This window comes from Pseudomonas sp. BRM28 (assembly GCF_002939405.1).
In the GTDB taxonomy this organism is placed as follows: Bacteria; Pseudomonadota; Gammaproteobacteria; order Pseudomonadales; family Pseudomonadaceae; genus Aquipseudomonas; species Aquipseudomonas palmensis.
This window is the reverse complement of sequence record NZ_PEFV01000001.1, coordinates 663,261-685,681: the sequence shown is the minus strand read 5'-3', so window position 1 is coordinate 685,681 and position 22,421 is coordinate 663,261. Positions and strand designations below refer to the sequence as shown.

Annotated in this window: 21 protein-coding genes and 1 tRNA gene; 10 read left to right on the top strand and 12 right to left on the bottom strand. The window is 66.3% G+C overall.

What is annotated here, in order from left to right; all coding sequences use genetic code 11:
- The first annotated feature begins 15 nt into the window (after positions 1-15).
- On the top strand, positions 16-888 hold the full coding sequence (gene trxA / locus CR917_RS03260) for a thioredoxin (RefSeq protein WP_100634159.1): 873 nt from the start codon (positions 16-18) through the stop codon (positions 886-888).
- 79 nt (positions 889-967) lie between these two features.
- Here the strand turns inward: trxA and CR917_RS03255 are convergent, their stop codons facing one another.
- The gene (locus CR917_RS03255) at positions 968-1,312 is read right to left on the bottom strand and encodes a hypothetical protein (protein WP_078481672.1); all 345 of its coding nucleotides are present in this window, start codon (positions 1,310-1,312) and stop codon (positions 968-970) included.
- A 125-nt stretch (positions 1,313-1,437) separates the two neighbouring features.
- On the opposite strand from CR917_RS03255, the gene CR917_RS03250 reads away from it, so the two are divergent.
- The 5 genes from CR917_RS03250 (at position 1,438) to CR917_RS03230 (ending at position 5,305) form a co-directional block, all read left to right on the top strand.
- Positions 1,438-2,001 carry a DUF2796 domain-containing protein gene (locus CR917_RS03250; protein WP_088514366.1) on the top strand — a complete coding sequence of 188 codons (564 nt, stop codon included), beginning with the start codon at positions 1,438-1,440 and terminating at the stop codon, positions 1,999-2,001.
- 1 nt (position 2,002) lies between these two features.
- Complete coding sequence (locus CR917_RS03245) at positions 2,003-2,722, top strand: ABC transporter ATP-binding protein (protein WP_043861902.1); 720 nt, start codon at positions 2,003-2,005, stop codon at positions 2,720-2,722.
- On the top strand, positions 2,722-3,987 hold the full coding sequence (locus CR917_RS03240; protein ID WP_043861903.1) for an ABC transporter permease: 1,266 nt from the start codon (positions 2,722-2,724) through the stop codon (positions 3,985-3,987). The genes CR917_RS03245 and CR917_RS03240 overlap by 1 nt, the downstream gene beginning before the upstream one ends.
- Positions 3,988-3,998: 11 nt before the next feature.
- Complete coding sequence (locus tag CR917_RS03235; RefSeq protein ID WP_043861948.1) at positions 3,999-4,511, top strand: DUF3299 domain-containing protein; 513 nt, start codon at positions 3,999-4,001, stop codon at positions 4,509-4,511.
- Positions 4,512-4,621: 110 nt separating this feature from the next.
- Positions 4,622-5,305, top strand: a complete 684-nt coding sequence (locus CR917_RS03230; RefSeq protein WP_043861904.1) for an OmpW family protein — start codon at positions 4,622-4,624, stop codon at positions 5,303-5,305.
- Between the two features lie 102 nt (positions 5,306-5,407).
- Here CR917_RS03230 and CR917_RS03225 read toward each other — a convergent pair whose 3' ends face one another.
- Positions 5,408-6,337: an NAD-dependent epimerase/dehydratase family protein gene (locus CR917_RS03225; protein ID WP_054916426.1), complete on the bottom strand. Its 930-nt coding sequence runs from the start codon at positions 6,335-6,337 to the stop codon at positions 5,408-5,410.
- On the bottom strand, positions 6,330-7,214 hold the full coding sequence (locus CR917_RS03220; protein WP_043861906.1) for a sugar nucleotide-binding protein: 885 nt from the start codon (positions 7,212-7,214) through the stop codon (positions 6,330-6,332). The genes CR917_RS03225 and CR917_RS03220 overlap by 8 nt, the downstream gene beginning before the upstream one ends.
- Positions 7,215-7,468: 254 nt before the next feature.
- On the opposite strand from CR917_RS03220, the gene CR917_RS03215 reads away from it, so the two are divergent.
- On the top strand, positions 7,469-8,311 hold the full coding sequence (locus CR917_RS03215; protein ID WP_054916428.1) for an alpha/beta hydrolase: 843 nt from the start codon (positions 7,469-7,471) through the stop codon (positions 8,309-8,311).
- A gap of 12 nt (positions 8,312-8,323) precedes the next feature.
- On the opposite strand, the gene CR917_RS03210 is transcribed toward CR917_RS03215, so the two are convergent.
- On the bottom strand, positions 8,324-9,142 hold the full coding sequence (locus tag CR917_RS03210) for a helix-turn-helix transcriptional regulator (RefSeq protein WP_043861908.1): 819 nt from the start codon (positions 9,140-9,142) through the stop codon (positions 8,324-8,326).
- Between the two features lie 168 nt (positions 9,143-9,310).
- Here CR917_RS03210 and CR917_RS03205 point away from each other — a divergent pair, with 168 nt between their 5' ends.
- Together CR917_RS03205 and CR917_RS03200 are read left to right on the top strand one after the other, a co-directional pair.
- Complete coding sequence (locus CR917_RS03205) at positions 9,311-10,759, top strand: sodium:alanine symporter family protein (RefSeq protein WP_058541924.1); 1,449 nt, start codon at positions 9,311-9,313, stop codon at positions 10,757-10,759.
- A gap of 79 nt (positions 10,760-10,838) precedes the next feature.
- Complete coding sequence (locus tag CR917_RS03200) at positions 10,839-11,831, top strand: asparaginase (RefSeq protein ID WP_078481652.1); 993 nt, start codon at positions 10,839-10,841, stop codon at positions 11,829-11,831.
- Positions 11,832-11,845: 14 nt separating this feature from the next.
- On the opposite strand, the gene CR917_RS03195 is transcribed toward CR917_RS03200, so the two are convergent.
- The 7 genes from CR917_RS03195 to fdnG all read right to left on the bottom strand — a co-directional run bounded on the left by CR917_RS03195 (position 11,846) and on the right by fdnG (position 20,964).
- A tRNA-Sec gene (locus CR917_RS03195) sits at positions 11,846-11,941 on the bottom strand.
- A 6-nt stretch (positions 11,942-11,947) separates the two neighbouring features.
- Complete coding sequence (selB, locus tag CR917_RS03190) at positions 11,948-13,861, bottom strand: selenocysteine-specific translation elongation factor (protein WP_104571873.1); 1,914 nt, start codon at positions 13,859-13,861, stop codon at positions 11,948-11,950.
- Complete coding sequence (gene selA, locus CR917_RS03185; RefSeq protein WP_058541927.1) at positions 13,858-15,282, bottom strand: L-seryl-tRNA(Sec) selenium transferase; 1,425 nt, start codon at positions 15,280-15,282, stop codon at positions 13,858-13,860. Before selA ends, selB begins: the two co-directional genes overlap by 4 nt.
- A gap of 102 nt (positions 15,283-15,384) precedes the next feature.
- Positions 15,385-16,305: a formate dehydrogenase accessory protein FdhE gene (fdhE, locus tag CR917_RS03180; RefSeq protein ID WP_104571872.1), complete on the bottom strand. Its 921-nt coding sequence runs from the start codon at positions 16,303-16,305 to the stop codon at positions 15,385-15,387.
- Entirely contained in the window at positions 16,302-16,955 is a 654-nt protein-coding gene (locus CR917_RS03175; RefSeq protein ID WP_088514373.1) for a formate dehydrogenase subunit gamma, read from the bottom strand. The genes fdhE and CR917_RS03175 overlap by 4 nt, the downstream gene beginning before the upstream one ends.
- The gene (gene fdxH / locus CR917_RS03170; protein WP_043861915.1) at positions 16,952-17,899 is read right to left on the bottom strand and encodes a formate dehydrogenase subunit beta; all 948 of its coding nucleotides are present in this window, start codon (positions 17,897-17,899) and stop codon (positions 16,952-16,954) included. Before fdxH ends, CR917_RS03175 begins: the two co-directional genes overlap by 4 nt.
- The gene (fdnG, locus tag CR917_RS03165) at positions 17,899-20,964 is read right to left on the bottom strand and encodes a formate dehydrogenase-N subunit alpha (RefSeq protein ID WP_146094976.1); all 3,066 of its coding nucleotides are present in this window, start codon (positions 20,962-20,964) and stop codon (positions 17,899-17,901) included. The genes fdxH and fdnG overlap by 1 nt, the downstream gene beginning before the upstream one ends.
- Before the next feature lie 193 nt (positions 20,965-21,157).
- Here fdnG and CR917_RS03155 point away from each other — a divergent pair, with 193 nt between their 5' ends.
- Positions 21,158-21,730: a hypothetical protein gene (locus CR917_RS03155; protein WP_104571871.1), complete on the top strand. Its 573-nt coding sequence runs from the start codon at positions 21,158-21,160 to the stop codon at positions 21,728-21,730.
- A gap of 174 nt (positions 21,731-21,904) precedes the next feature.
- On the opposite strand, the gene CR917_RS03150 is transcribed toward CR917_RS03155, so the two are convergent.
- Entirely contained in the window at positions 21,905-22,420 is a 516-nt protein-coding gene (locus CR917_RS03150; protein WP_043861918.1) for a single-stranded DNA-binding protein, read from the bottom strand.
- Position 22,421: the final 1 nt, after the last annotated feature.

Here is a 22,421-nt window from a genome sequence, read left to right as displayed (position 1 = left end):
TTTGCGAGAGTCGCGATGAGCCAGGAAACCCCGTACATCTTCAATGCCACCAGCGCCGACTTCGACCAGTCGGTGATCCAGAACTCCTACGTCAAACCCGTGCTCGTCGACTTCTGGGCCGACTGGTGCGCGCCGTGCAAGGTGCTGATGCCGCTGCTGGAGAAAATCACCGCCGAATACCGGGGTGAGCTGCTGCTGGCCAAGGTCAACTGCGATGTGGAACAGGACATTGTCGCGCGCTTCGGTATCCGCAGCCTGCCGACGGTGGTGCTGTTCAAGGATGGCCAGCCGGTCGACGGCTTTGCCGAGGCACGCCCGGAGTCGGAAATCCGCGCAATGCTCGAACCGCATGTGCAACTGCCGCCACCGGCGGCGGCCGACCCGCTGGTAGTGGCCCAGGGGCTGTTTGCCGAGGGACGCTTCAGCGAGGCCGAGGCGCTGCTCCAGGCCCTGCTGACCGAAGACAACAGCAATGCCGCGGCACTGATCTTGTATGCCCGTTGCCTGGCCGAGCGTGGCGAGCTGGGCGAAGCGCAGACCGTGCTCGATGCGGTCAAGAGCGATGAGCACAAGGCTGCACTGGCCGGTGCCAAGGCGCAGCTGACGTTCCTCAAGCAGGCCGCCAGCCTGCCGGACGTGGCCGACCTGAAGTCACGCCTGGCACAGAACGCCGAGGATGACGAGGCGGCGTATCAGCTGGCAGTGCAGCAGCTGTCGCGCCAGCAGTACGAGGCGGCGCTGGACGGGCTGCTGAAACTGTTCAAGCGCAACCGCGGGTATGAAGGCGGCCTGCCGCACAAGACCCTGCTGCAGGTGTTCGACCTGCTGGGCAACGAGCACCCGCTGGTGCTGGATTACCGCCGCAAGCTGTTTGCTGCGTTGTACTGAGGTCAACCGCCCGCTCCCACAAGGTTACCTACCCGCGCTGTGGGCGCGGGCTTGACCCGCGATGGGATCAACGCGGTGTTCAGCCGACCCAGTGATAGACCGGCGCATCCGCCCCGCTTTCCACCCTCACCTCGCTGCTATGGCGCAAACGCACCAGCAGGCGCTTGCCGGCCGCCGTATTGCCCGCCAACCCCTCCAGCGCCTCCAGCAACTGGGGCCCGTTCAACTGACCGGCCTTGCGCAACACCTCGCGCGCCGCCTGCCACACTGCATCGTCCGGGCGAACCGGCGCCGTCGGTACAGCAGCGGCAACCGCCGGCGCCCCGGCCGCCTGCAACTGCCCGCCCAGCTGCGCCCACTCATGGGGCTCCAGCTCCACGCTCAAATCCACCGGCCATTCGCCGATGTGTCCACGAATACGCACGTTCGCACCCTCCACTCGATCAGGCGCCCATGCTCCCACGAAGTTTCATCCAGCGACACTGGTACGCAGCCGACAAGTTGTTATAACATTTCGAAACTCTTTCAGCGCCTTCCGGAGTTCCGCCCATGCGTCGTCTGCTGCTTGCCTTGCCGTTTGCCCTGCTGCCCCTGAGTCTGGTTTACGCCCATGACGACCATGACCATGAGCATGGCAGCCTGGGTGCCCATGAACATGGCGTGGCGCACCTGAACGTCGCACTCGACGGCAATGCCCTGGAGCTGGAATTCGACAGCCCGGCGATGAACCTGGTGGGCTTCGAACATGCCGCCACTTCTGCCACCGACAAGGCCAAGGTCGCGGCCGTGCGCGCCCAGCTCGAAACACCCCTGGCGCTGTTCGGCCTGAACAAGGCAGCCGGTTGCAGCGAAACCGACCAGGACCTGCAAAGCCCGCTGTTCGGCGACAAGCCGGTGCATGACGAGGATGGCGACGCCCACGATCACGAACACAGCGACATCAACGCCCATTACAAACTCGAATGCACCACCCCGGCCCAGCTCACCCGCCTGGACCTGGCGCCACTGTTCAAGGCCTTCCCCGCCACCCAGAAGATCCAGCTGCAACTGGTGGGCCCCAATGGCCAGAAGGGCGTGGACCTGACCCCGACCCGCAGCGCGATCGACTTCTGACATGGGCCAGGCACTGATCGAACTGTCCCGGCTGGGTTTCGCCTGGCCCGGCCAGCCTGAGCTGCTGGACATCCCGGCGTTGCGCCTGCAGGCCGGCGAGTCGCTGTTCCTCAAGGGCCCCAGCGGCAGTGGCAAGACCACCCTGCTGGGCCTGCTGGGCGGGGTGCAGAAGGCCGACCGCGGCAGCATCCGCCTGCTCGGCCAGGAGCTGGGCGCGCTCAGCCAGGGCCAGCGCGACCGTTTTCGCGTCGATCATACCGGCTACATCTTCCAGCAGTTCAACCTGCTGCCGTTTCTGTCGGTACGCGAAAACGTCGAGCTGCCGTGCCGTTTCTCGCGCAGCCGGGCGCAACGCGCCGGCCAGCGCTACGGCAGTGTGGACAAGGCCGCCGCCAGCCTGCTCGCCCATCTGGGCCTGAAGGACCCGGCACTGCTGGCACGGCGCGCCGACAGCCTGTCGATCGGTCAGCAGCAACGGGTGGCCGCCGCCCGCGCGCTGATCGGCCAACCCGAGCTGGTGATTGCCGACGAGCCGACTTCGGCGCTCGATGCCGACACCCGTGAAGCCTTCATCCGCCTGCTGTTCGCTGAATGCCGCGCAGCCGGCTCCAGCCTGTTGTTCGTCAGCCACGACCAGAGCCTGGCACCGCTGTTCGATCGCCAGCTGTCGCTTGCCGAACTCAACCGCGCCGCGCGCCCTGCCAGCGACCTGGAGGCCTGATGTACCTGCTCCGCCTTGCCCTGGCGAGTCTCGCCAACCGCCGCTTCACTGCCCTGCTCACCGCCTTCGCCATCGCCCTGTCGGTGTGCCTGCTGCTGGCGGTGGAGCGGGTACGCACCGAGGCCCGCGCCAGTTTTGCCAGCACCATCAGTGGCACCGACCTGATTGTCGGTGCGCGCTCGGGCTCGGTGAACCTGCTGCTGTACTCGGTGTTTCGCATCGGCAACGCCACCAACAACATCCGCTGGGACAGCTTCGAGCACTACGCCAGCAACCCGCGGGTGAAGTGGGCCATCCCGATCTCGCTGGGCGACTCGCACCGCGGTTACCGGGTGATGGGCACCACCGAAGCCTACTTCGAGCATTACCAGTACGGGCGCAAGCAGCACCTGCAGCTGGCCAGCGGGCGTGCCTTCGCCAGCGACCCGTTCGAGGTGGTGCTGGGCGCCGAGGTGGCCGACGCGCTGCATTACAAACTCGGCGACAAGCTGGTGCTGGCCCATGGCGTGGCCGCCATCAGCCTGGTCAAGCATGACGACAAGCCGTTCACCGTGGTGGGCGTGCTGCAACGCACCGGCACCCCGGTGGACCGCACCCTGCACATCAGCCTTGGCGGCATGGAGGCGATCCACGTCGACTGGCACAACGGCGTGCCCGCCCGCGGCGCCGGCCGCGTCAGCGCCGAACAGGCCCGAGGCATGGACCTCACACCCAAGGCCATCACCGCGTTCATGCTGGGCCTGAACAACAAGATCAGCACCTTCACCCTGCAACGCGAGATCAACGAGTTCCGCGGCGAGCCGCTGTTGGCGATTCTGCCCGGCGTGGCCCTGCAGGAGCTGTGGAGCCTGATGGGCACCGCCGAACAGGCGCTGTTCGTGGTGTCGCTGTTCGTGGTGCTGACCGGCCTGATCGGCATGCTCACGGCGATCCTCACCAGCCTCAACGAGCGCCGCCGCGAAATGGCCATCCTGCGCTCGGTGGGTGCACGCCCCTGGCATATTGCAGGGCTGCTGGTGATGGAGGCGTTCACCCTGGCGCTGGCGGGGATTGCCGCCGGGCTTGGCCTGCTCTACCTTGGCATCGCCCTGGCCCAGGGCACGGTGCAGGCCAACTACGGCCTGTACCTGCCGCTGGCGCTGCCCAGCGCCCACGAGTGGAGCCTGCTGGGGATCATCCTCGGCGCCGCCGTGCTGATGGGCAGCATTCCGGCCTGGCGGGCCTACCGCCAGTCGCTGGCCGACGGTTTGTCCATTCACCTGTGAGAACGCCCGTGATACGTCGTGCCCTGCTGTTGTTGCTGTTGATTGCCCCGCCCCTGTGGGCGGGTGAGCCGCGCACGCTGGAATGGCCGCAATTGATCCCCGAGGGCGCACCGGTGATCGTGCCGCAGATGACCCCACTGCACGACCTTTCGCAGTTGAGCAACGCGCTGGCCGGCGAAAGCGGCCCGGCGGCGCAGCAGCAGGCGCCCGACGCGCCGGTGGTGAAGGCACTGGATGGCCAGCAGGTGAAGCTGCCGGGCTACATCGTGCCACTGGAAGTCAGCGAGGAAGGCCGTACCACCGAGTTCCTGCTGGTGCCGTACTACGGCGCGTGCATTCACGTGCCGCCCCCACCGTCGAACCAGATCGTGCACGTGTTCAGCGAAATCGGCATCAAGGTCGAGGAGCTGTACCAGCCCTACTGGATCGAGGGGCCGATGCAGGTCAAGGCTTCCAGCAGCGAGCTGGCCGAGGCCGGCTACCAGATGGAAGCCGAGAAGATCTACGCCTATGAACTACAATAGAAGCCCCGCGCCAGGGCGTTTGCGGTTTCATTGAGCTGCGTCAAGAATCACCGCCTGTCAGCTCCTTACCATTGGACACATTAAATTCTAAACGTCCTTTGGGAGCTTCCATGAACAAGTCCTTGCTCAGCGCCTCGCTCATTGCCCTCGCGCTTGCAGCCCCTGTTGCCCACGCCCACCAGGCGGGCGATTTCATTCTGCGTGCCGGTGCGATCACCACCGCACCGAACGAGGACAGCGGCGATATCAAGCTCGACGGCACCAAGGTTGGCGGCACCAAGGCCACCCTGGACAGCGACACCCAGCTGGGCCTGGCCTTTGCCTACATGCTGACCGACCACATCGGCCTGGAACTGCTGGCAGCCACCCCGTTCCAGCACGAAGTGGGCGTAAAGGGCCTGGGCGCGGGCCTGGACGGCAAGCTGGCGAACATCAAGCAACTGCCACCGACCCTGTCGCTGCAGTACTACCCGATGGAGCCGACCTCCAAGTTCCAGCCTTACGCCGGTATCGGTCTTAACTACACCCTGTTCTTCGATGAAGACCTGAGCAGCAGCCGCAAGGCCCAGGGCTTCAGCAACATGAAGCTCAAGGACTCGGTCGGCCTGGCCGGCCAACTGGGCATGGACTACATGCTGACCGACAACCTGCTGGTCAACGCCGCGGTCTGGTACGTGGACATCGACACCAAGGCCACCATCGACGGCCCAAGCGCGCTGGGCGTGGGCAAGACCAAGGTGAGCGTGGATGTGGACCCATGGGTCTACATGGTGGGTGTGGGTTACAAGTTCTGACCATGAAAAAGCCCCGATCATTCGGGGCTTTTTTTTGGCTGCGATTCCCGTCAGGGAGATACCGCCTGCAGGAGCCGGCGTTGCCGGCGAAGCTTTTTACGTTCAGCGCCCCAGCAGGTGCGCCAGCCCATCGGCCAGTGGCGTCGGCTCGGGCAGGTCGAAGCGCGCCAGCAGCCGCGCATTGTCGGCCCGCGAATGACGGATATCACCCGCGCGCGCCGGCCCGTGATTGACCTCGGGCAACGGCCCTACCACCTTGCGCAGTGCGTCGAGCAACTGGTTCAGCGTGGTGGCGCGGTTCAGCCCCACGTTCACCGCGCCCTCCTGCACCTGCGCCTGTTCCAGCGCCTGCACCAGCACCGCCACCAGGTCGGCCACATACAGGAAGTCACGGGTCTGCTCGCCATCGCCAAACAGGTTGATCGGCGTGCCGTTGAGGGCGCGCTCGCAGAAGATGCTGATCACTCCCGAATACGGCGACGACGGGTCCTGGCGTGGCCCGAAGATATTGAAGAAGCGAAACACCACCGGCTCCAGCCCATGCTGGCGACGATAGAAGTCCAGGTACTGCTCGCTGGCCAGCTTGTCCACCGCATAGGGGGTCAGCGGCGCCTTGGGCGTGTCCTCGTCGATGGCCTGGCCTTCACCGTTGTTGCCGTACACCGCAGCGCTGGAGGCAAACAGCACGCGCTTGATGCCGGCCACACGCATCGCCTCGCACACGTTCAGCGTGCCGATGAAGTTGCTCTGGTGGGTCCTGACCGGGTCTTCCACAGAGGCCTGCACCGAGGCCACCGCCGCCAGGTGCACCACGGCCTGGCAGCCCTCGGCGGCCCGGGCCACCAGGGCGGCATCGGCCACGTCGCCCTCGATCAGTTGCAGGCGCGGGTTGTCCAGCTGCAGGTTCAGGCGCCGGCCGGTAGACAGGTCGTCGAGCACGCGCACCGCGTACCCCTTGGCCAGCAGCGCGTCGCTCAGGTGGGAGCCGATGAAGCCGGCCCCCCCGGTAATCAGGATAGGAGCATCAGCCATGACGATAGAACCGGTCCAGTAGGGTCGGCAGGCCGGCGCGCCAGGCACGCGGCTTGATGCCGAAGGTGTGGAGGATTTTCTTGCAGGCCAGCACTGCGTGCTGGGGTTCTTCGGCAGCATCCGGGCGGGCGGCGTGGGCCTGCGCAGTGGGCGCTTCGACGGCCAGCTGACGCAGTTGCCCGGCTTCGCTGAGGATCGCCTGACCCAGCGCCAGCGGCGTGGTCGCCTCGTTGCCGGCGTAATGGTAGGTGCCCCATAGTGGCGCGCCACAGTCCAGTTGCTTGAGCACCGCCAGGATCACCCGCGCTGCATCGTCGACCGGGGTCGGGTTGCCACGCCGGTCGTCGGCCAGCAGCAGTTCCTGCGAGTGCTCGGCGCGGGTCAGAAAACGCCCCAGCACGCCGTCGACGCTGTCGTCGAGCACCCAGCCAAAGCGCAGCAGCACGTGCTGCGGGCAGGTCGCGCGCACGCTCTGTTCGATGCGCCACAACGCCTGGCCACGTTGACCGAGCGGTACCGGCTCGTCCTTTTCGCTGTAGGCCGTGGCCCGCGAACCGTCGAATACCCGGTAGCTGGAGGGTTGCAGCAAGATGATGTTGTGGTGCTGGCACAGTTCGGCCAGGCGCTCGACCGCACGCTCCTGCGAAGCCAGGCGCTGCTCGCTCACCGATTCGGCCTGGAACCAGTCGAAGTAGTAGGCCAGATTGATCAGCGCATCGGGGCGGGTGTCATCGAGCAGCTGGGTCAGGCTCGCGGCATCCCAGCCCTGGTCAGGTGGGCGCGGCGCCAGAAAGCCGATATCTTCCTCGGCCCCGAGGCGAATCAGCGCTTGCCCAAGGGCATTTCCACCACCCAACAGCATCAGGCGCATTCGCATAGAGTCAGCAGGTCCGGTCAGATAAATTGAGGGAAAGCGGATATTTTGCGGCTTCCAGCAGGCGAAGTCCAACGCGGGGCCGACTGACGCCAAAGTCTAGAGTGTGTCAGCGCAAAGTGTGACGGGTTCAACGTAGTTCAAGAAATAACCTGCGCGCCCACCAGAAATGCCCGACTGCATCTACTGTAAAAGCGTCAGCCTCGCTGGTTCATGTCGACTTGTCGACCCTTCACCCCGGGCAAGAGGACCGCTTCATGCCGATCAAGACGGCCGCACACGGACGTGAGCGTTGGCAATTCGACGAACCCAGCCCGGGCCGCGAGTGCCTGGTGGTCGAAACGTTCGACGGCTACAGCCAGGAAGGTCGCCTGCTGATCCCCGATATCGAGCACGCGCCGCCGCTGTTCATGCTCGGCGGCGCACGCAGCGACTTCACCCACCTCAATCCGCTGCTGTACCGCCTGCAGGCCCTGGGCATCGGCTCGCTGACCGGCAACCTGTCGGGGCACAGCCTGGCCAGCCTGCCGGGGGCCCGGGCGCCGTCGCTGCACACCAACCTGGCCGAGGCGCTGCGCTTCTTTCGCCACGTCGAGCATCGCTGCAACACCGTGATCGGCCACAGCCTGGGCGCAGCGCTGGCGCTGAAAGTGGCAGCGCACCATGCACGCCAGGTGAACAAGCTGGTGCTGCTGTGCCCGGCGGTCTATGCCGACAGCGCCTACGATGCCCCGTTCGGCCCGGCCTTCACCCGCGCCATCAGCACCCCGCACGGGTTTCTCGACAGCGACAGCTACAAATTCCTGCGCAGCTATCGCGGCCAGGTGCTGCTGGTGCTGGGACAGTACGATGGCCTGCTGGCCGCCCATCATGGGCGAACCCCGGGCACGTCGGCAGGCCATGTGGAAATCGACGGCATGCTGCGCTACAGCCCGATCCCGGCCGAAGTCATCCAGGCGCTGAGCGACACCCTACCCCCCGGGCATTTCGAACAGCTGACCCTGCCCGACTGCGACCACGGCATCGCCGCCCACCTGCGCGCCCATCCCCCACAGGCCGGGGCCCTGGCGCAGCAGGTGGCGGCATTCATTCGCCGCTGAGCACGGCACCCTTCACTCGATCTCGAACAGGCCGTTGCGAATCGGCCCGACGTTGAGCCGTGCGCGCACATCGTCATCGATGCGCGGGTCATCCGGGCGGTACAGCCGGACCTGGCGGTAGGCATTGATGCGGTTGATTTCCGGGCCCAGGTATTCCCACACCACGCGGGTACACGCCGGAGTGCGCCGGTCACCGCTGGAGACGCCGGTCTTGAGGCCGTTGAGCCGGGTGATGCGGCTCTTGAAGCTGGGAATCAGGATGGTCTGGCTCATCTCGTTGACCGTCAGCGATTCGTAGTCGATCAGAAACACCCGGTCCTGCAACTGAAAGGCCGCGCCCAGGTAGCGGCAGCGCACCCAGTCTTCGGCCTGCACGTCGGTGCTGCTGGAGCGCTCCTGGCGTTCCTGGCGCTCGAACAGGAACGTGCCGCGTTCTTCGCGCAGGTGCACCAGCGACAGCAGGATGCTGCCCGGCACCGACATGCAGTTGGAATATTCGAAGTAGTAACCGCAGTAGCGCGACAGATTGCCCTCGTGCTCGCGCAGCGGGCGCAGCAGTTCCAGCAACGGGTCGGCCTGTGCCGGGCTGGCAAGCGCCGAGCTGCGCGCACCGATCAGGCGCGCGAACTGTTCCGGCGGCAGGCCCAGTTCGTAGTCCTCGACGCCGAAGAAGTCGCCGATGCGCTTGAGGTTGTACGCCGTCGGCTGGCTCTGCCCGCTCAGGTACTTGTTGAACTGTGCCCGGTTGATCGACAGCTGCCGGCAAACCTCGGAAATAGAGCGGTAATGGCTGCACGCCAGCTTGAGGTTGGGGCCCAGGTGTTGACTCATTGATCAGGTACCGATTGATGCGATAGGCGCCAGTTTAGCATCAGGTCGCATCAATTCATAGCAACCCGCGAAATTGTAACGACGTTTGTCATGACCAACCATGCGCCCCCAGGCAAACGGCGCACGCCGTCAGCCACTGTCATTCAGAACAAGAACCGAGGTCACGCCATGCTCGAAGTGCTCAACGATTTCCTTTCGGGGAAGCTCCTTATCGTGCTTATCGTCGGACTGGGAAGCTATTTCACCCTGCGCTCGCGATTTGTGCAGTTTCGCCATTTCATCCATATGTTCGGCGTATTCAAGGAATCGTTGCGCGGCCAGGCGGGCCAGTTGAGTTCGTTCCAGGCACTGATGCTGAGCCTGGCCGGGCGCGTGGGTGCCGGCAACATCGCCGGCGTCGGTATCGCCGTGACCCTGGGCGGCCCGGGCGCGGTGTTCTGGATGTGGGTGACGGCGCTGGTGGGCATGTCCAGCAGCTTCTTCGAATGCACCCTGGCGCAGGTCTACAAGCGCGCCGACGGTGACGGCCTGTACCGCGGCGGCCCGGCCTACTACATCCTGCACGGCCTCAACCTGCGCACCATGGCAGTGGTGTTCTCGGTGTTGCTGCTGGTGACCTACGGCTTCGCCTTCAACGGCCTGCAGTCGTACACCGTGACCCACTCGCTGCAGAACGCCTTCGGCTTCGCCCCGGAGCACACCGGGATTGCCCTGGCCGTGCTGCTGGCCATCGTGTTCCTGGGCGGGATCAAGCGCATCGCCTCGGTGTCCGACCTGCTGGTGCCGGTCAAGACCCTGGCCTACATCGGCGTTACCCTGTACGTGATCGGCAGCCAGATCGAACACGTGCCGGCCATGCTCGAAACCATCTTCAAGAGCGCCTTCGGCCTGGACCCTGCCTTCGGTGGCCTGCTGGGCAGTGCCATCGTGATGGGCGTCAAGCGTGGCGTGTTCGCCAACGAAGCGGGCCTTGGCAGTGCGCCCAACGTGGCCGCCGTGGCGGCAGTGAAACACCCGGGCGCCCAGGGCGTGGTGCAGGCATTCAGCGTGTTCCTCGATACCTTCGTGATCTGCACCTGCACCGCGCTGCTGATTCTGCTGTCGGGCTTCTACACCCCGGGCTTCGAAGGTGACGGCATCGTGCTGACCCAGAACTCGCTGGCTGCCGTGGTCGGTGACTGGGGTCGCCTGTTCGTCAGCGTGGCGCTGTCGCTGTTCGTGTTCACCTGCATCCTCTACAACTACTACCTGGGCGAAAACAGCCTGCAGTTTCTGACCCGCAACCGTGCGGTGCTGATGGTCTACCGTGCCCTGGTGCTGGCGCTGATCGTGTGGGGCTCGGTGCAGAACCTGTCGACCGTGTTCGCCTTCGCCGACATCACCATGACGTGCCTGGCCTTCGTCAACCTGATCGCCCTGGCGCTGCTGTTCAAGATCGGCCTGCGCGTGATGCGCGACTACGACGACCAGCGCAAGGCAGGCATCAAGCAGCCGGTATTCGACTCGGCCAGGTTCCCCGACCTGGACCTGGACACCCAAGCCTGGCCTGCTGTCCAGCCCGCTGAAAGCGCACGCCCTGCCAGCGTGGGCGAAGCTCAAGCTCAAGCGCAACGCTGAGCAACCCTGTGCCGCCGCCCCGTTCGCGGGCGGCAGCCGATTCGCGATGCCCCTTTCTCACCTGCCTGGAATGCTCACCATGCGCGCGGTCAAGAACCTTCTCGTCCTCTACACCGGCGGCACCATCGGCATGCTGCAAACGCCCCATGGCCTGGCGCCGGCCGGTGGCTTCGAGGCACGCATGCGCGCCTGGCTGGACACGCACCCGACGCCACCCCGGGTGCACTGGCGCCTGCAGGAGATGTCACCGCTGCTCGACAGCGCCAACATGCAGCAGGCCAACTGGCTGGCCATGCAGGCGGCCATCGTCACGGCGGTGACGCGTGATGGCCACGACGGCATCCTGCTGCTGCACGGCACCGACACCCTGGCCTACAGCGCAGCAGCGTTGTCGTTCCTGCTGCTGGGGCTGGATGTGCCGGTAGTGCTCACCGGCTCGATGCTGCCGGCCGGCGCACCGCACAGCGACGCCTGGGACAACCTGCACGGCGCCCTGGCCCTGTTCGAAAGCGGCCTGCAAAGCGGCGTGCAGCTGTATTTCGCAGGCCAGTTGCTGCACGGCGCACGGGCCAGCAAACTGCGCAGCGAGGCCTTCGATGCGTTTGCCGCGCCGGCGCGCCACCGCGAAGGCAGCCGCGCCAGCGCGTTGCCCGCGGTACTCGGCTATGCCCAGCCGCGGGTGCCGGTGAAACTGGCGGTGCTGCCGGTGTACCCCGGCTTGCAGGCCGAGCAGGTGCAGGCACTGGTGGTGAGCGGCGTGCGCGGCCTGCTGCTTGAATGCTATGGCAGCGGCACCGGCCCATCGGAAGATGCAGCACTGATGCAGGCGTTGCAGAAGGCGCGCCAGGGTGGCGTGCTGATTGCCGCCATCAGCCAGTGCATCGAGGGCAGTGTGCTGTTCGATACCTACGCCGCCGGCAGCCGCCTGCGCGAGACCGGCCTGGTATCGGGCGGTGGCATGACCCGCGAGGCGGCGCTGGGCAAGCTGTTCGCCCTGCTGGGCGCGGGGCTGGACATCGACACCGCCGAGCACTGGTTCGCCCTGGACCTGTGCGGTGAACGGGTGGCCTGAGGCCCCGCGAAAAATGGCGGAAGGCAGCCGGAGTCGAACCTGCCCGGGAACGGCTGCCGTCCCCAACCGGGTTTGAAGCCCGGCCGCGCCACCGGGCGCGATTGCCTTCCTTGAATTCAGTTGTCGCCCGGTTGAGCCAGGGCATTGTCGCGGCGAATGCGGCGCTGGTCGCCCAGGCGCCGGGTCAGGCCGATGCGATCGAAGTATTCCAGCACCTGGATGCTGCGCTTGCGCCCGATACCCAGCGCATCACGAAAAACCGTCACCTGCACCTCATCACCCGCCATGCGCAACAGCATAGCCGCCATTTGCCGCACTGTGGCCTCGGGATAGAACAGATCGCGCACCACCTGGTGCACCTGGCCCAGACGCGCCATCTTGCGCAGCAGCAGCCGTACCTCGGCTTCTTCGCTGCCGGTGGCGCGGGCCAGGTCGCGCACCCAGGGCGGATCGAAACGCGCCGCCAGCAGCAACGGTTGCACCTGTTGCCAGAGCGCCGTGTCGGCCTCGTTCAGGCGCGCCTGGTGCGTGGGCAGGTGCAGCCACGGGCCGCTGCTGGCAATCGCCTGCTCGCCCAGCAACTCGTCCACCAGGCTGATGAACGCCGGCCGCTCCAGTGCCAGGCTGGCGAAACGGCGCAGGCGGTCGCGGTCAGGGCCGAGCTGGTCGGGTTCGAGCTCGTGAAAGCGCGCCAGTTGCGCCAGCACCCGAGCCTTGAGCGCCTGCCATTGCGTCGTGTCGAACAGCAGCGGCCCCTGCCGCGTGGCCACCACCTGCACCTGCGCATCCAGCCGCCAGTGGCTGCGCAAGCGATTGAACTGGCGCTCCAGGCGCTGCGGGTCGAGCCCGCCCGTGCCTTGCGCAAGCAGCGCCGGCAAGGCCTGTTCCAGGCTGTCGGCCGCCGCCAGTGCCTGCAGCTGCGCCAGCCGCTGCGGGCTACGGCGCTGGCGGGCCGGGGCGAATGGATCGAGTATGCGCCCGCCGCCAAGGGTGCGCTGGGCACTCTGGTCGCGCAGCACCACGGGGTCGCCATGCACCGCCTGCACCGGCGCGTTGACCAGCAACTGCGCGAACATGCGCGCCCCGGGCGCCAGCCGCTCGCCCTCCAGCAATGCGACGCGGGCGGTGACATCCTGGGTGCCCAGGTGCAGGTGCACCGGGCTGAAATGCTCGAGTGCACGAGCTTCCCCGGCCAGCAGGTGCAGTTCGATATCCAGCCGCTGAGTGGGCGCATGCAGCCACTCGGCCAGCAGCCAGTCACCGCGGTGGATATGCTCCAGCGCCAGCCGCTCGGCGCTGATGTTCAGGGCCACGCGCTGCCCGGCGAAGGCCTGGGTCGCGACCTGGTTCTGCGCGTGCAGGCCGCGCACCCGCACCGGTTTGCCCGCCTTGCCCAGCACCAGGCTGTCGCCCACCTGAACCTGCCCGGACAACGCGGTGCCCGTGACCACGATACCGGCCCCGGCCACGCTGAAGGCCCGGTCGATGGCCAGGCGAAAAGCGCCACCCTGGCTACGCGGCTGCAGGGCGTGCTGCGCGGCGAGCAATGCCTGACGCAGTGCCTCGATACCCTGGCCGCTGACACTCGACACCGCGAACTGCGCCGCCCCGGCATACGGTCCCGGCGCAAGCAGTCCGCGCACCTGGGCCTGCACCGCCTGCACCCGCGCCGGCTCGACCCGGTCGCATTTGGTGATGGCCACCAGCGCCTGCGCGATGCCCAGCAGTTCGACGATGGCCAGGTGCTCGCGGGTCTGGGGCATCACCCCGTCGTCGGCCGCCACCACCAGCAGCACCAGGTCGATACCCTGGGCGCCGGCCAGCATGTTGTGGATAAACCGCTCGTGGCCCGGCACGTCGACAAAGCCGGTCAAAGGCGCATCCGCCGCCAGCGCTGCATAACGGTAGCCAAGGTCGATGGTGATGCCGCGTTCACGTTCTTCGCGCCGATGGTCGCCAGCCTGGCCGGTGAGGGCTTCGAGCAGCGCGGTCTTGCCATGGTCGATGTGCCCGGCGGTGCCGACGATCACGTGGGCAGTACCGCCAGTTGCGCCAGCTGCGCCAGCCACGCGGGTTCGTCATCCAGCTGGCGCAGGTCGAGCCACAGCGCGTCGTCGTCCAGGCGCCCGAGCACCGGGATGGGCAACGCGCGCAAGGCCGCTTCCAGCGCCAGCAGGCTGCGCCCGCGCAGGCGCTTGGACACCTGTGGGCGCATGCACAGCGCAGCACTGGGCAGGCGTGCCACCGGCTGGCTGCCGCTGCCGATCATGCCCAGTGCAGGCAGCGCGGCAACGCTCCACGACGCGCCCAACGCCTGTGCCATGCGCGGCGCCAGGCGTTCGGCCTGGGCCAGGATCTCGGCTTGCGGCCGGGTCAGCAGGCGCAGGCTGGGCAGGCGCTCGGCCAGGCGGTCGGGGTCGCGGTACAGGCCCAGCACCGCTTCCAGCGCGGCGAGAGTCAACTTGTCGACCCGCAGGGCACGCTTGAGCGGGTTCTTCTTGATGCGCGCGATCAGCGCCTTGCTGCCCACGATGATCCCGGCCTGCGGACCGCCGAGCAGCTTGTCGCCGCTGAAGGTGACGATATCGGCGCCATCGGCCAGGGCCTGACGCACCGTGGGTTCGGCGGGCAGGCCCCAGCGGGTCAGGTCGATCAGGCTGCCGCTGCCCAGGTCTTCGAGCAGCGGCAGGCCGTGCTGGTGGGCCAGTTGCGCCAGCTCGGCGGTGGGCACATGGCTGGTGAAGCCTTCAATGCTGTAATTGCTGCAATGCACGCGCATCAGCAGGCCGCTGCGCGGGTTGATTGCCGCTTCGTAGTCGCGGGCGTGGGTGCGATTGGTGGTGCCAACCTCGTGCAGCCTGACCCCGGCGCGGGCCATGATGTCGGGGATGCGGAATGCACCACCGATCTCGATCAGTTCGCCGCGCGAAATGATGCCCTCCTTGCGCGCGCCCAGGCTGTTGAGCGCCAGCAGCACGGCGGCGGCATTGTTGTTGACCACGGTCACGGCCTCGGCGCCGGTGAGCTCGCGGATCAGGCCTTCGATCAGGTCGTCACGGTCGCCGCGCTTGCCGCTGTCCAGGTCGAACTCGAGGTTGAGGGGGTGGCGCGCGGCAAGCTGGACGGCCTCGATGGCGGCTTCGGGCAGCAGCGCGCGGCCCAGGTTGGTGTGCAGCACGGTGCCGGTGAGGTTGAACACCCGGCGGATGTGGCTGCGGTGCCGGGCGGCGAGGCGTTCGTTGGTGCGGCCGGCGAGCACCTCGGGCGCCAGTTCGGCAGCGCCGAGCTGGCCGTGGCGGGCGGGCTCGCGCAGGTCATCGAGCAGTTGGCGCAAGGTGGCGAGCACGGCGTCGCGGCCGTAGCGGTCCACCAGGGGAACGCAGGCAGGGCTGCGCAGGAGGGTGTCGATGGAGGGTAGACGGTGGGTGCACTGAGTGACGTTGGAGGACATGCAAAAACGCTCCGGCCTATGTAGGAGCCGGCCTTGCCGGCGAATGGAACACCGCGCAGGGTCGGATCCCACAGTGTAGTGCGCCCTTCGCGCAAGGCCGCCCTACAGGCCCGGGGCCAGCAACAGGTTCGGCGCCAGGCGCTGGTAGCCCTCCTGATCCAGGCGCATGTCCAGTGCCAGGCTGGCCAGGTCTGCCGACAGGGCCTCCGATTGCGCATCGCTTTCAAGGTAGACCAGCTTCAGGTAACTGTGGCATTCGAAGCAGCATTCGGCCCGCAACGGCGCCTGCCCGGCGACATGGCGGTCATCCTCCAGGCTGAAGTACTGCAAGCCCTTGCTTTGCTCGCAATACACGCACTTGACCCGCACCGCATGCCATTCACAGGCACACAACGCACACACCAGGTAGCGCAGGCCGTTGTACTTGCCGCGGTGGCGGATTACCCCCGCCATCGCCGGCGAACCACATGCCGGGCACTGCCCCAGGCTGTCGCCGGGCTTGAGTTCGACGCCGGGCATGGCCAGCAGCCAATGGCTCCACGCCGCCTGCAGCGCGGCCCCCAGAAACGGCACCAGCGCCGCCGGCACCGCGCTGTACTGCCCGCCCAGCAGTGCCAGCGCCCACACCATGCGCTGCCCTGCCCCGGCCTCGCGCAATTGCGTCTGGGCCTGATGCGCCAGCGGCGAAGACGCCTCGTAGCGTTGCAACAGGACATCCAGCCAGCCCTGCCAGGCGTCCTCGCGCACCAGGCTGTCGGCGGCCAGTGGCGCCAGGCCGTGGGTCACGCACAGCTGCAGGCGCTGCGGGTCGGGCATGGCCGCTGCCGGCGGGCTGTCCAGCAACCCCTGCTGTACGCGGCACAACCCGGCCACGAAGCGCAGGTAGTCGCCCAGCGCATGCCCCTCGGCCAGCAGGTCGAGGCGTTCGGCACGCAGCGCAAACAGCTGGGGCGGTGGCGGGTGCAGAAACGGCGGCGAACTGGCCGACGCCTGGATCTGATCGGGTTCCATCACGGTACTCAAGGCTTGGCTCCTTTGTGCGTGTCGGGCCGCTCGTCCCGAGTGACCTCCCGGTACCATAGCGCATGGTGCTTGCGCGCCCACGCGCGGCTGACCCAGCCATGCAGCATGGCGCTGACCGAGCCCTTGATCCAGATGCCGGCATAGATGTGCACGATGATGCTCAGCACCAGCACGAAGCCGGCCAGGGCATGCAGCAGGGTGGCCAGGCGAATGGTGTCGATACCGAAGTACGCGCTGAAGTAGGCACGCCAGATCACCACACCACTCACCAGCAGCACCAGCATGCACGCCAGCAGGGTCCAGAACAGCAGCTTCTGCCCGGCGTTGTACTTGCCCACCGGTGGTACGCCCTCCTCCTCGTTGCGGATCACCCGGTCGACCCGGCGCAGCCACTGCCGGTCGGTGGCGGTGATGAAGTTGGCCCGCCAGAAGCGCAGCACCAGCCCCAGGAACAGCACGAACATCAGCACGCCCATGAACGGGTGCAGGATGCGTGTCCACGGCCCGCCGCCGAACAGGTGGCTGAGCCAGAACAGCGCCGGGTGAAACAGCGCCAGCCCCGACAGTGCCGCCATGAAGAACAGGATCGCCACCAGCCAGTGGTTGGTGCGCTCGTTGGCGGTGTAACGCAGTATCGGCTTGTGCTTCATGGCCGTTGCTCCCCTGGTGCGGTGGGCTTGCCCGGGTCATACACATGCACCGACGGGTCGACCTGATGCACGCTGGTGTCAGGATGCTCGTCATCCTCTTCCTCGACCCGCTGCGGGCCGATGCGTACGTAGTGGAAGAACCCGGCCAGCACCGCCGCACCCATGGCCAGCAGCGCCAGCGGTTTGCTCACGCCCTTCCATAGCCCGACCAGCGGGCTGATCACCGGGTTGTCGGGCAGCCCCGCGTACACGCGCGGCGTGTCGGCGTGGTGCAGCACGTACATCACATGGGTGCCACCCACGCCGTCCGGGTCGTACAGACCGGCATGCTCGAAGCCCCGCGACTTGAGGTCGACGATGCGTTCGGCGGCGTGCTCCTGCATGTCGGTCTTGCTGCCGAACACGATGGCGCCGGTGGGACAGGTCTTCACGCAGGCCGGCTCCAGCCCCACGGCCACGCGGTCGGAACACAGGGTGCACTTGTAGGCCTTGTGATCCTTCTGCGAGATGCGCGGGATGTTGAACGGGCAGCCGGTGATGCAGTAGCCGCAGCCGATGCAGTGGTCCTGGTTGAAGTCGACGATGCCGTTGGCGTGCTTGATGATCGCCCCCGGGCTGGGACAGGCCTTGAGGCACCCGGGGTCGGCGCAGTGCATGCAGCCATCCTTGCGGATCAGCCACTCCAGGTTGCCGTCGGCGGTCTCGTGCTCGGTGAAGCGCATCAGCGTCCAGCTTTCAGCACTGAGGTCCTGCGGGTTGTCATAGGTGCCGTGGTTGTGACCCACCTCGTCGCGCAGCTCGTTCCATTCCGAACACGCCACCTGGCAGGCCTTGCAGCCGATGCACTTGGTGGTGTCGATCAGCTTGGCGACCTGCTCCTGCTGGCGCACCGAGGGGGGCAGCGTGGTGGTGGCCGAACGGGCAATGATGTCTTGGCTGGCCATCAGATTTTCTCCACGTTGACCAGGAACGACTTCGATTCCGGGGTCTGTGTATTGCCATCGCCGAGGAACGGCACCAGGGTGTTGGTCAGGTAGCCATGCCGCGTCAGCCCGGTGAAGCCCCAGTGCAGCGGGATACCGACCTGGTGCACGGTCTGGTTGTTGACCTGCAGCGGACGAATCCGCTTGGTGACGACCGCCACCGCCTCGATATGCCCACGCTTGCAACTCACCCGCACCCGGTCGCCGGCCTGGATACCCTTCTGCTGCGCCAGCACTTCACCGATCTCGACGAACTGCTCGGGCTGGGCGATGGCGTTCAGGCGCGCATGCTTGCTCCAGAAGTGAAAGTGCTCGGTCAGCCGGTAGGTGGTGGCCGCGTAGGGGTAGTCCTTGGCCTGGCCGAGGGTGTCCCACACCGAGTCGAAGATGCGTCCGGCCGGGTTGCTGGTGGCCTTCTTGTTGGTGGGGTGCAGCGGGTTGATCCCGATCGGCGTCTCGAAGGGTTCGTAGTGCTCGGGGAACGGGCCTTCGGCCATCTTGTCGACGGCGAAGAACCGGGCCACCCCTTCGGGGTTCATGATGAACGGGTTCATGCCCGCCTCGGGGGGCACGTCGGCCTTGTAGTCCGGGGTGTCGGTGCCGGTCCAGGCCTTGCCGTTCCACCATACCAGGCGTTTTTTCGGGTCCCAGGGCTGGCCTTGCGGGGTGGCCGAGGCACGGTTGTAGAGGATTCGCCGGTTCATCGGCCAGGCCCAGGCCCAGCCCAGGTTCTGCTTCATGCCATACGGGTCGCTGTTGTCGCGCCGAGCCATCTGGTTGCCCTGCTCGGTCCAGCTGCCGCAGAAGATCCAGCAGCCGGACGCGGTACTGCCATCGTCCTTGAGCTGGGCGAACCCCGACAGTTGCTGGCCACCCTTGAGCGCAGCGCCGGTGGCATCGACCTGATCGGTCACGGCCACGCCGTTGAGCTCCCTGGCCAGCTCTTCGGGGGAGGGTTCGTCGGCGACCTTGTACGGCCAGCTGAGGTTGAGCAGCGGTTCGGCAAACGCGCCACCCTCGGCGCGGTAGCGTTCACGCAGGCGCAGGAACAGGTCGCTCATGATGCGCACGTCGGTACGGGTTTCGCCCGGGCCGTCGGCGCCCTTCCAGTGCCACTGCAGCCAGCGGCTGCTGTTGACCAGCGAACCGTCCTCCTCGGCGAAGCAGGTGGTGGGCAGGCGGATGACCTCGGTGGCGATGTCGGCCGTGCTGACGTCGTTGTACGGCCCTGCGTTGCGCCAGAACTCCGAGGTTTCGGTGGCCAGCGGGTCCATCACCACCAGCCACTTGAGCTTGCTGAGCGCGGCAGTGACGCGGTTCTTGTCGGGCAGCGCAGCAATCGGGTTGAAGCCCTGGCACATATAGCCGTGCACCTCGCCCCTGCCCATCATGTCGAACATCTTGAGCACGTCGTAGCCTGGGATGTCGAGCTTGGGCAGCCAGTCGTAGCCCCAGTGGTTCTCGGCAGTGGCGTTGGCGCCATACCAGGCCTTCATCAGGCTGACATGGAACTTGCCGTAGTTCTGCCAGTACGACAGCTGCCCAGGGCGCAGCGGCTTGAGGGCGCGCTTGGCGATGTAGCCGTCGTAGTCCTGCTCGGCATCACCGGGCAGGGTCAGGTAGCCCGGCAAGGAGTTGGACAGCAGGCCCAGGTCGGTCAGGCCCTGGATGTTGGAGTGCCCGCGCAGGGCGTTGACCCCGCCACCCGGCATGCCGACGTTGCCCAGCAGCAGTTGCACCATCGCCGCGCTGCGGATGATCTGCGCGCCGATCGAATGCTGGGTCCAGCCCAGGGCATAGAGGATGGTCATGGTCTTGCCGGGTGTGGAGCAGGTGGCGATCTCTTCCCAGATCTTCTGCATGCTGGCCTGGGGCATGCCGCAGGTCATGCTGGCGAGCTCCGGGGTGTAGCGGCTGTAGTGCTGCTTCATCAGCTGGTAGACGCAGCGCGGGTCCTGCAGGGTCGGGTCGACCTTGGCGAAACCGTCTTCACCCAGTTCGTAGCCCCAGCCTGACTTGTCGGCATAGGTACGCTTGGCCGCATCGTAGCCACTGAACAGCCCGTCCTCGAAGCCGAAGCCGGCTTTGACGATGAACGACACGTCGGTGTAGTTGCGCACGTACTCGTGCTGGATCTGGTCAGTGCTGAGCAGATAGTTGATCAGGCCGCCCATGAAGGCGATGTCGCTGCCGGTGCGAATCGGCGCGTAGTAATCGGCCACCGAGGCGGTACGGGTAAACCGTGGGTCGACCACGATCAGCCGCGCCTGGTTGTGCGCCTTGGCTTCGGTCACCCATTTGAAACCGCACGGGTGCGCTTCTGCTGCGTTGCCGCCCATCACCAGGATCAGGTTCGCGTTGGCGATATCGGTCCAGTGATTGGTCATGGCACCACGGCCGTACGTCGGGGCAAGACTTGCCACCGTCGGGCCGTGTCAGACACGCGCCTGGTTGTCGAACCCCAGCATGCCCAAACTGCGAATGACCTTGTGGGTCAGGTAGCCGGCTTCGCTGGAAGCCGCCGAGGCCGCGAGGAACCCGGTGCTGAGCCAGCGGTTGACGGTCTGGCCCTGGGCGTTCTTCTCGATGAAGTTGGCGTCGCGGTCGGCCTTGACCAGCTCGGCCACGCGGTCCATGGCCTCATCCCAGCTGACGCGCGTCCACTCGTTGCTGCCCGGCTTGCGCACCTGCGGGTACTGCAGGCGACTGGGGCTGTGGATGAAGTCCAGCAGGCCTGCACCTTTGGGGCACAGGGTGCCGCGGTTGACCGGGTGATCGGCGTCGCCTTCGACGTGGATGATGCTCTGCGCCACGTTCTTGCCCGCATCGCCCTGGCTGTACAGGATCAGGCCGCAGCCGACCGAGCAGTAAGGGCAGGTGTTGCGGGTTTCCTTGGTGCGGGCCAGCTTGAAGTGGCGTATCTGTTCGGCGAAGGCCGGCGTGGGGGCCATGCCCAGCGCCGCCAGGCTCGAACCTCCAAGGCCGATGGCGGCGACCTTGAAAAATTGCCGACGGTTGAGATCCATCGTGCACTCCTGATCAGGTGGTGGACGCGCGGAGCATTGCCGGCGTCTCGTGAACAGTCACGGTGGCGGCCACTGGGTGGTCGTCAATATTCACTCTAGCCAAGATCGGGCCAAGCACCATTAAAACGGATTATCGATGCGCGCAACGGGTGCATAATCGCCAGCCTGACCACCATCGCCAAGGGACTGCATGATGCAATTGGACAAGAACGGGTTGCCGCTGCTGGAGCAGTTTGGCGAAGAAGGTTTTGTGGACTGCGTGTTTCAGGTGCAGCACCTGATGCAGGATGACGTGCACTACCACTTTGACCTGCGTGCCGCGTTCGCCGGGTACTCGGTGGGTGTGCGGGCGCGGCTGCGGCGCGACGTGCAGCCGGGGTTCGATGGCGAGATGAACGTGATACAGGCGCACTTCTACAGCGACGGGCTCGAGATCTCGTCGCTGGGCCTGGAGACCGAGCGGTTCATCGAGGCGCTGGCACAGCTGTATGAAATCGAGCTGGTCGATGGCCCCGGGGCGGTCGGCGAGCGCTTCAGCGTGATTGCGCTGCACCAGGCGGACACCGGGCTTGAAGCGGGTGCGGTGCGCCTGAAGGTGTTCGGCAACGACCGTTCGGATTCGGCGCCAGACAGCTACTACGAAAGTTTCTTCAATGTCGACCTGCCAGCCGGTCATGTGTACTGGAACGAGAAGGACGTGGAGTATCGCGCACCGATGCTCAATGCACTGGCGGGGCTGGTGGGCCAAGGCGTGGCCGCGGCGTGAGTGCTCACGGGCCACTTCACCTCCTGGCGGCCCGCTAGAGGTACCGCGAGGCCCGCACGTGCGCTGAACATCGCAAGCGTGTCAGGGCCACCGCCCACCGAGGTTTCCCCAGAACGCAAAACGCCCGATGCTGCGCATCGGGCGTTTGTCTTGAAGCGCGGCGTTGGCCAGGGCTCAGAACGGGATGTCGTCATCGAAGCTGTCGAAGTCGGCAGCCGGCTGCGGCGCAGGCTGTTGCGGCGCAGGGCGCTGCTGAGGGGCCTGCTGTGGACGCTGCTGAGGCGCCTGCTGACGCGGGGCCTGGTTGTAGTTGTTGCCACCCTGCTGCGAACCGTCCTGGTTCTGCGGACGACCACCCAGCAGCTGCATGGTGCCCTGCATGTCGACGATGATCTCGGTGGTGTAACGCTTGATGCCGTCCTTTTCCCACTCGCGGGTCTGCAGCTTGCCCTCGATGTACACCTGCGAACCCTTGCGCAGGTACTCGCCGGCAATCTCGGCAACCTTGCCGAACATCGAAACACGGTGCCACTCGGTACGCTCGACCTTCTGGCCGGTCTGCTTGTCGGTCCACTGCTCGCTGGTGGCCAGGCTGAGGTTGGTCACCGCGTTGCCGTTGGGCAGGTGGCGAACTTCAGGGTCCTGGCCGCAAGTGCCGACCAAAATGACTTTGTTAACCCCACGGGCCATA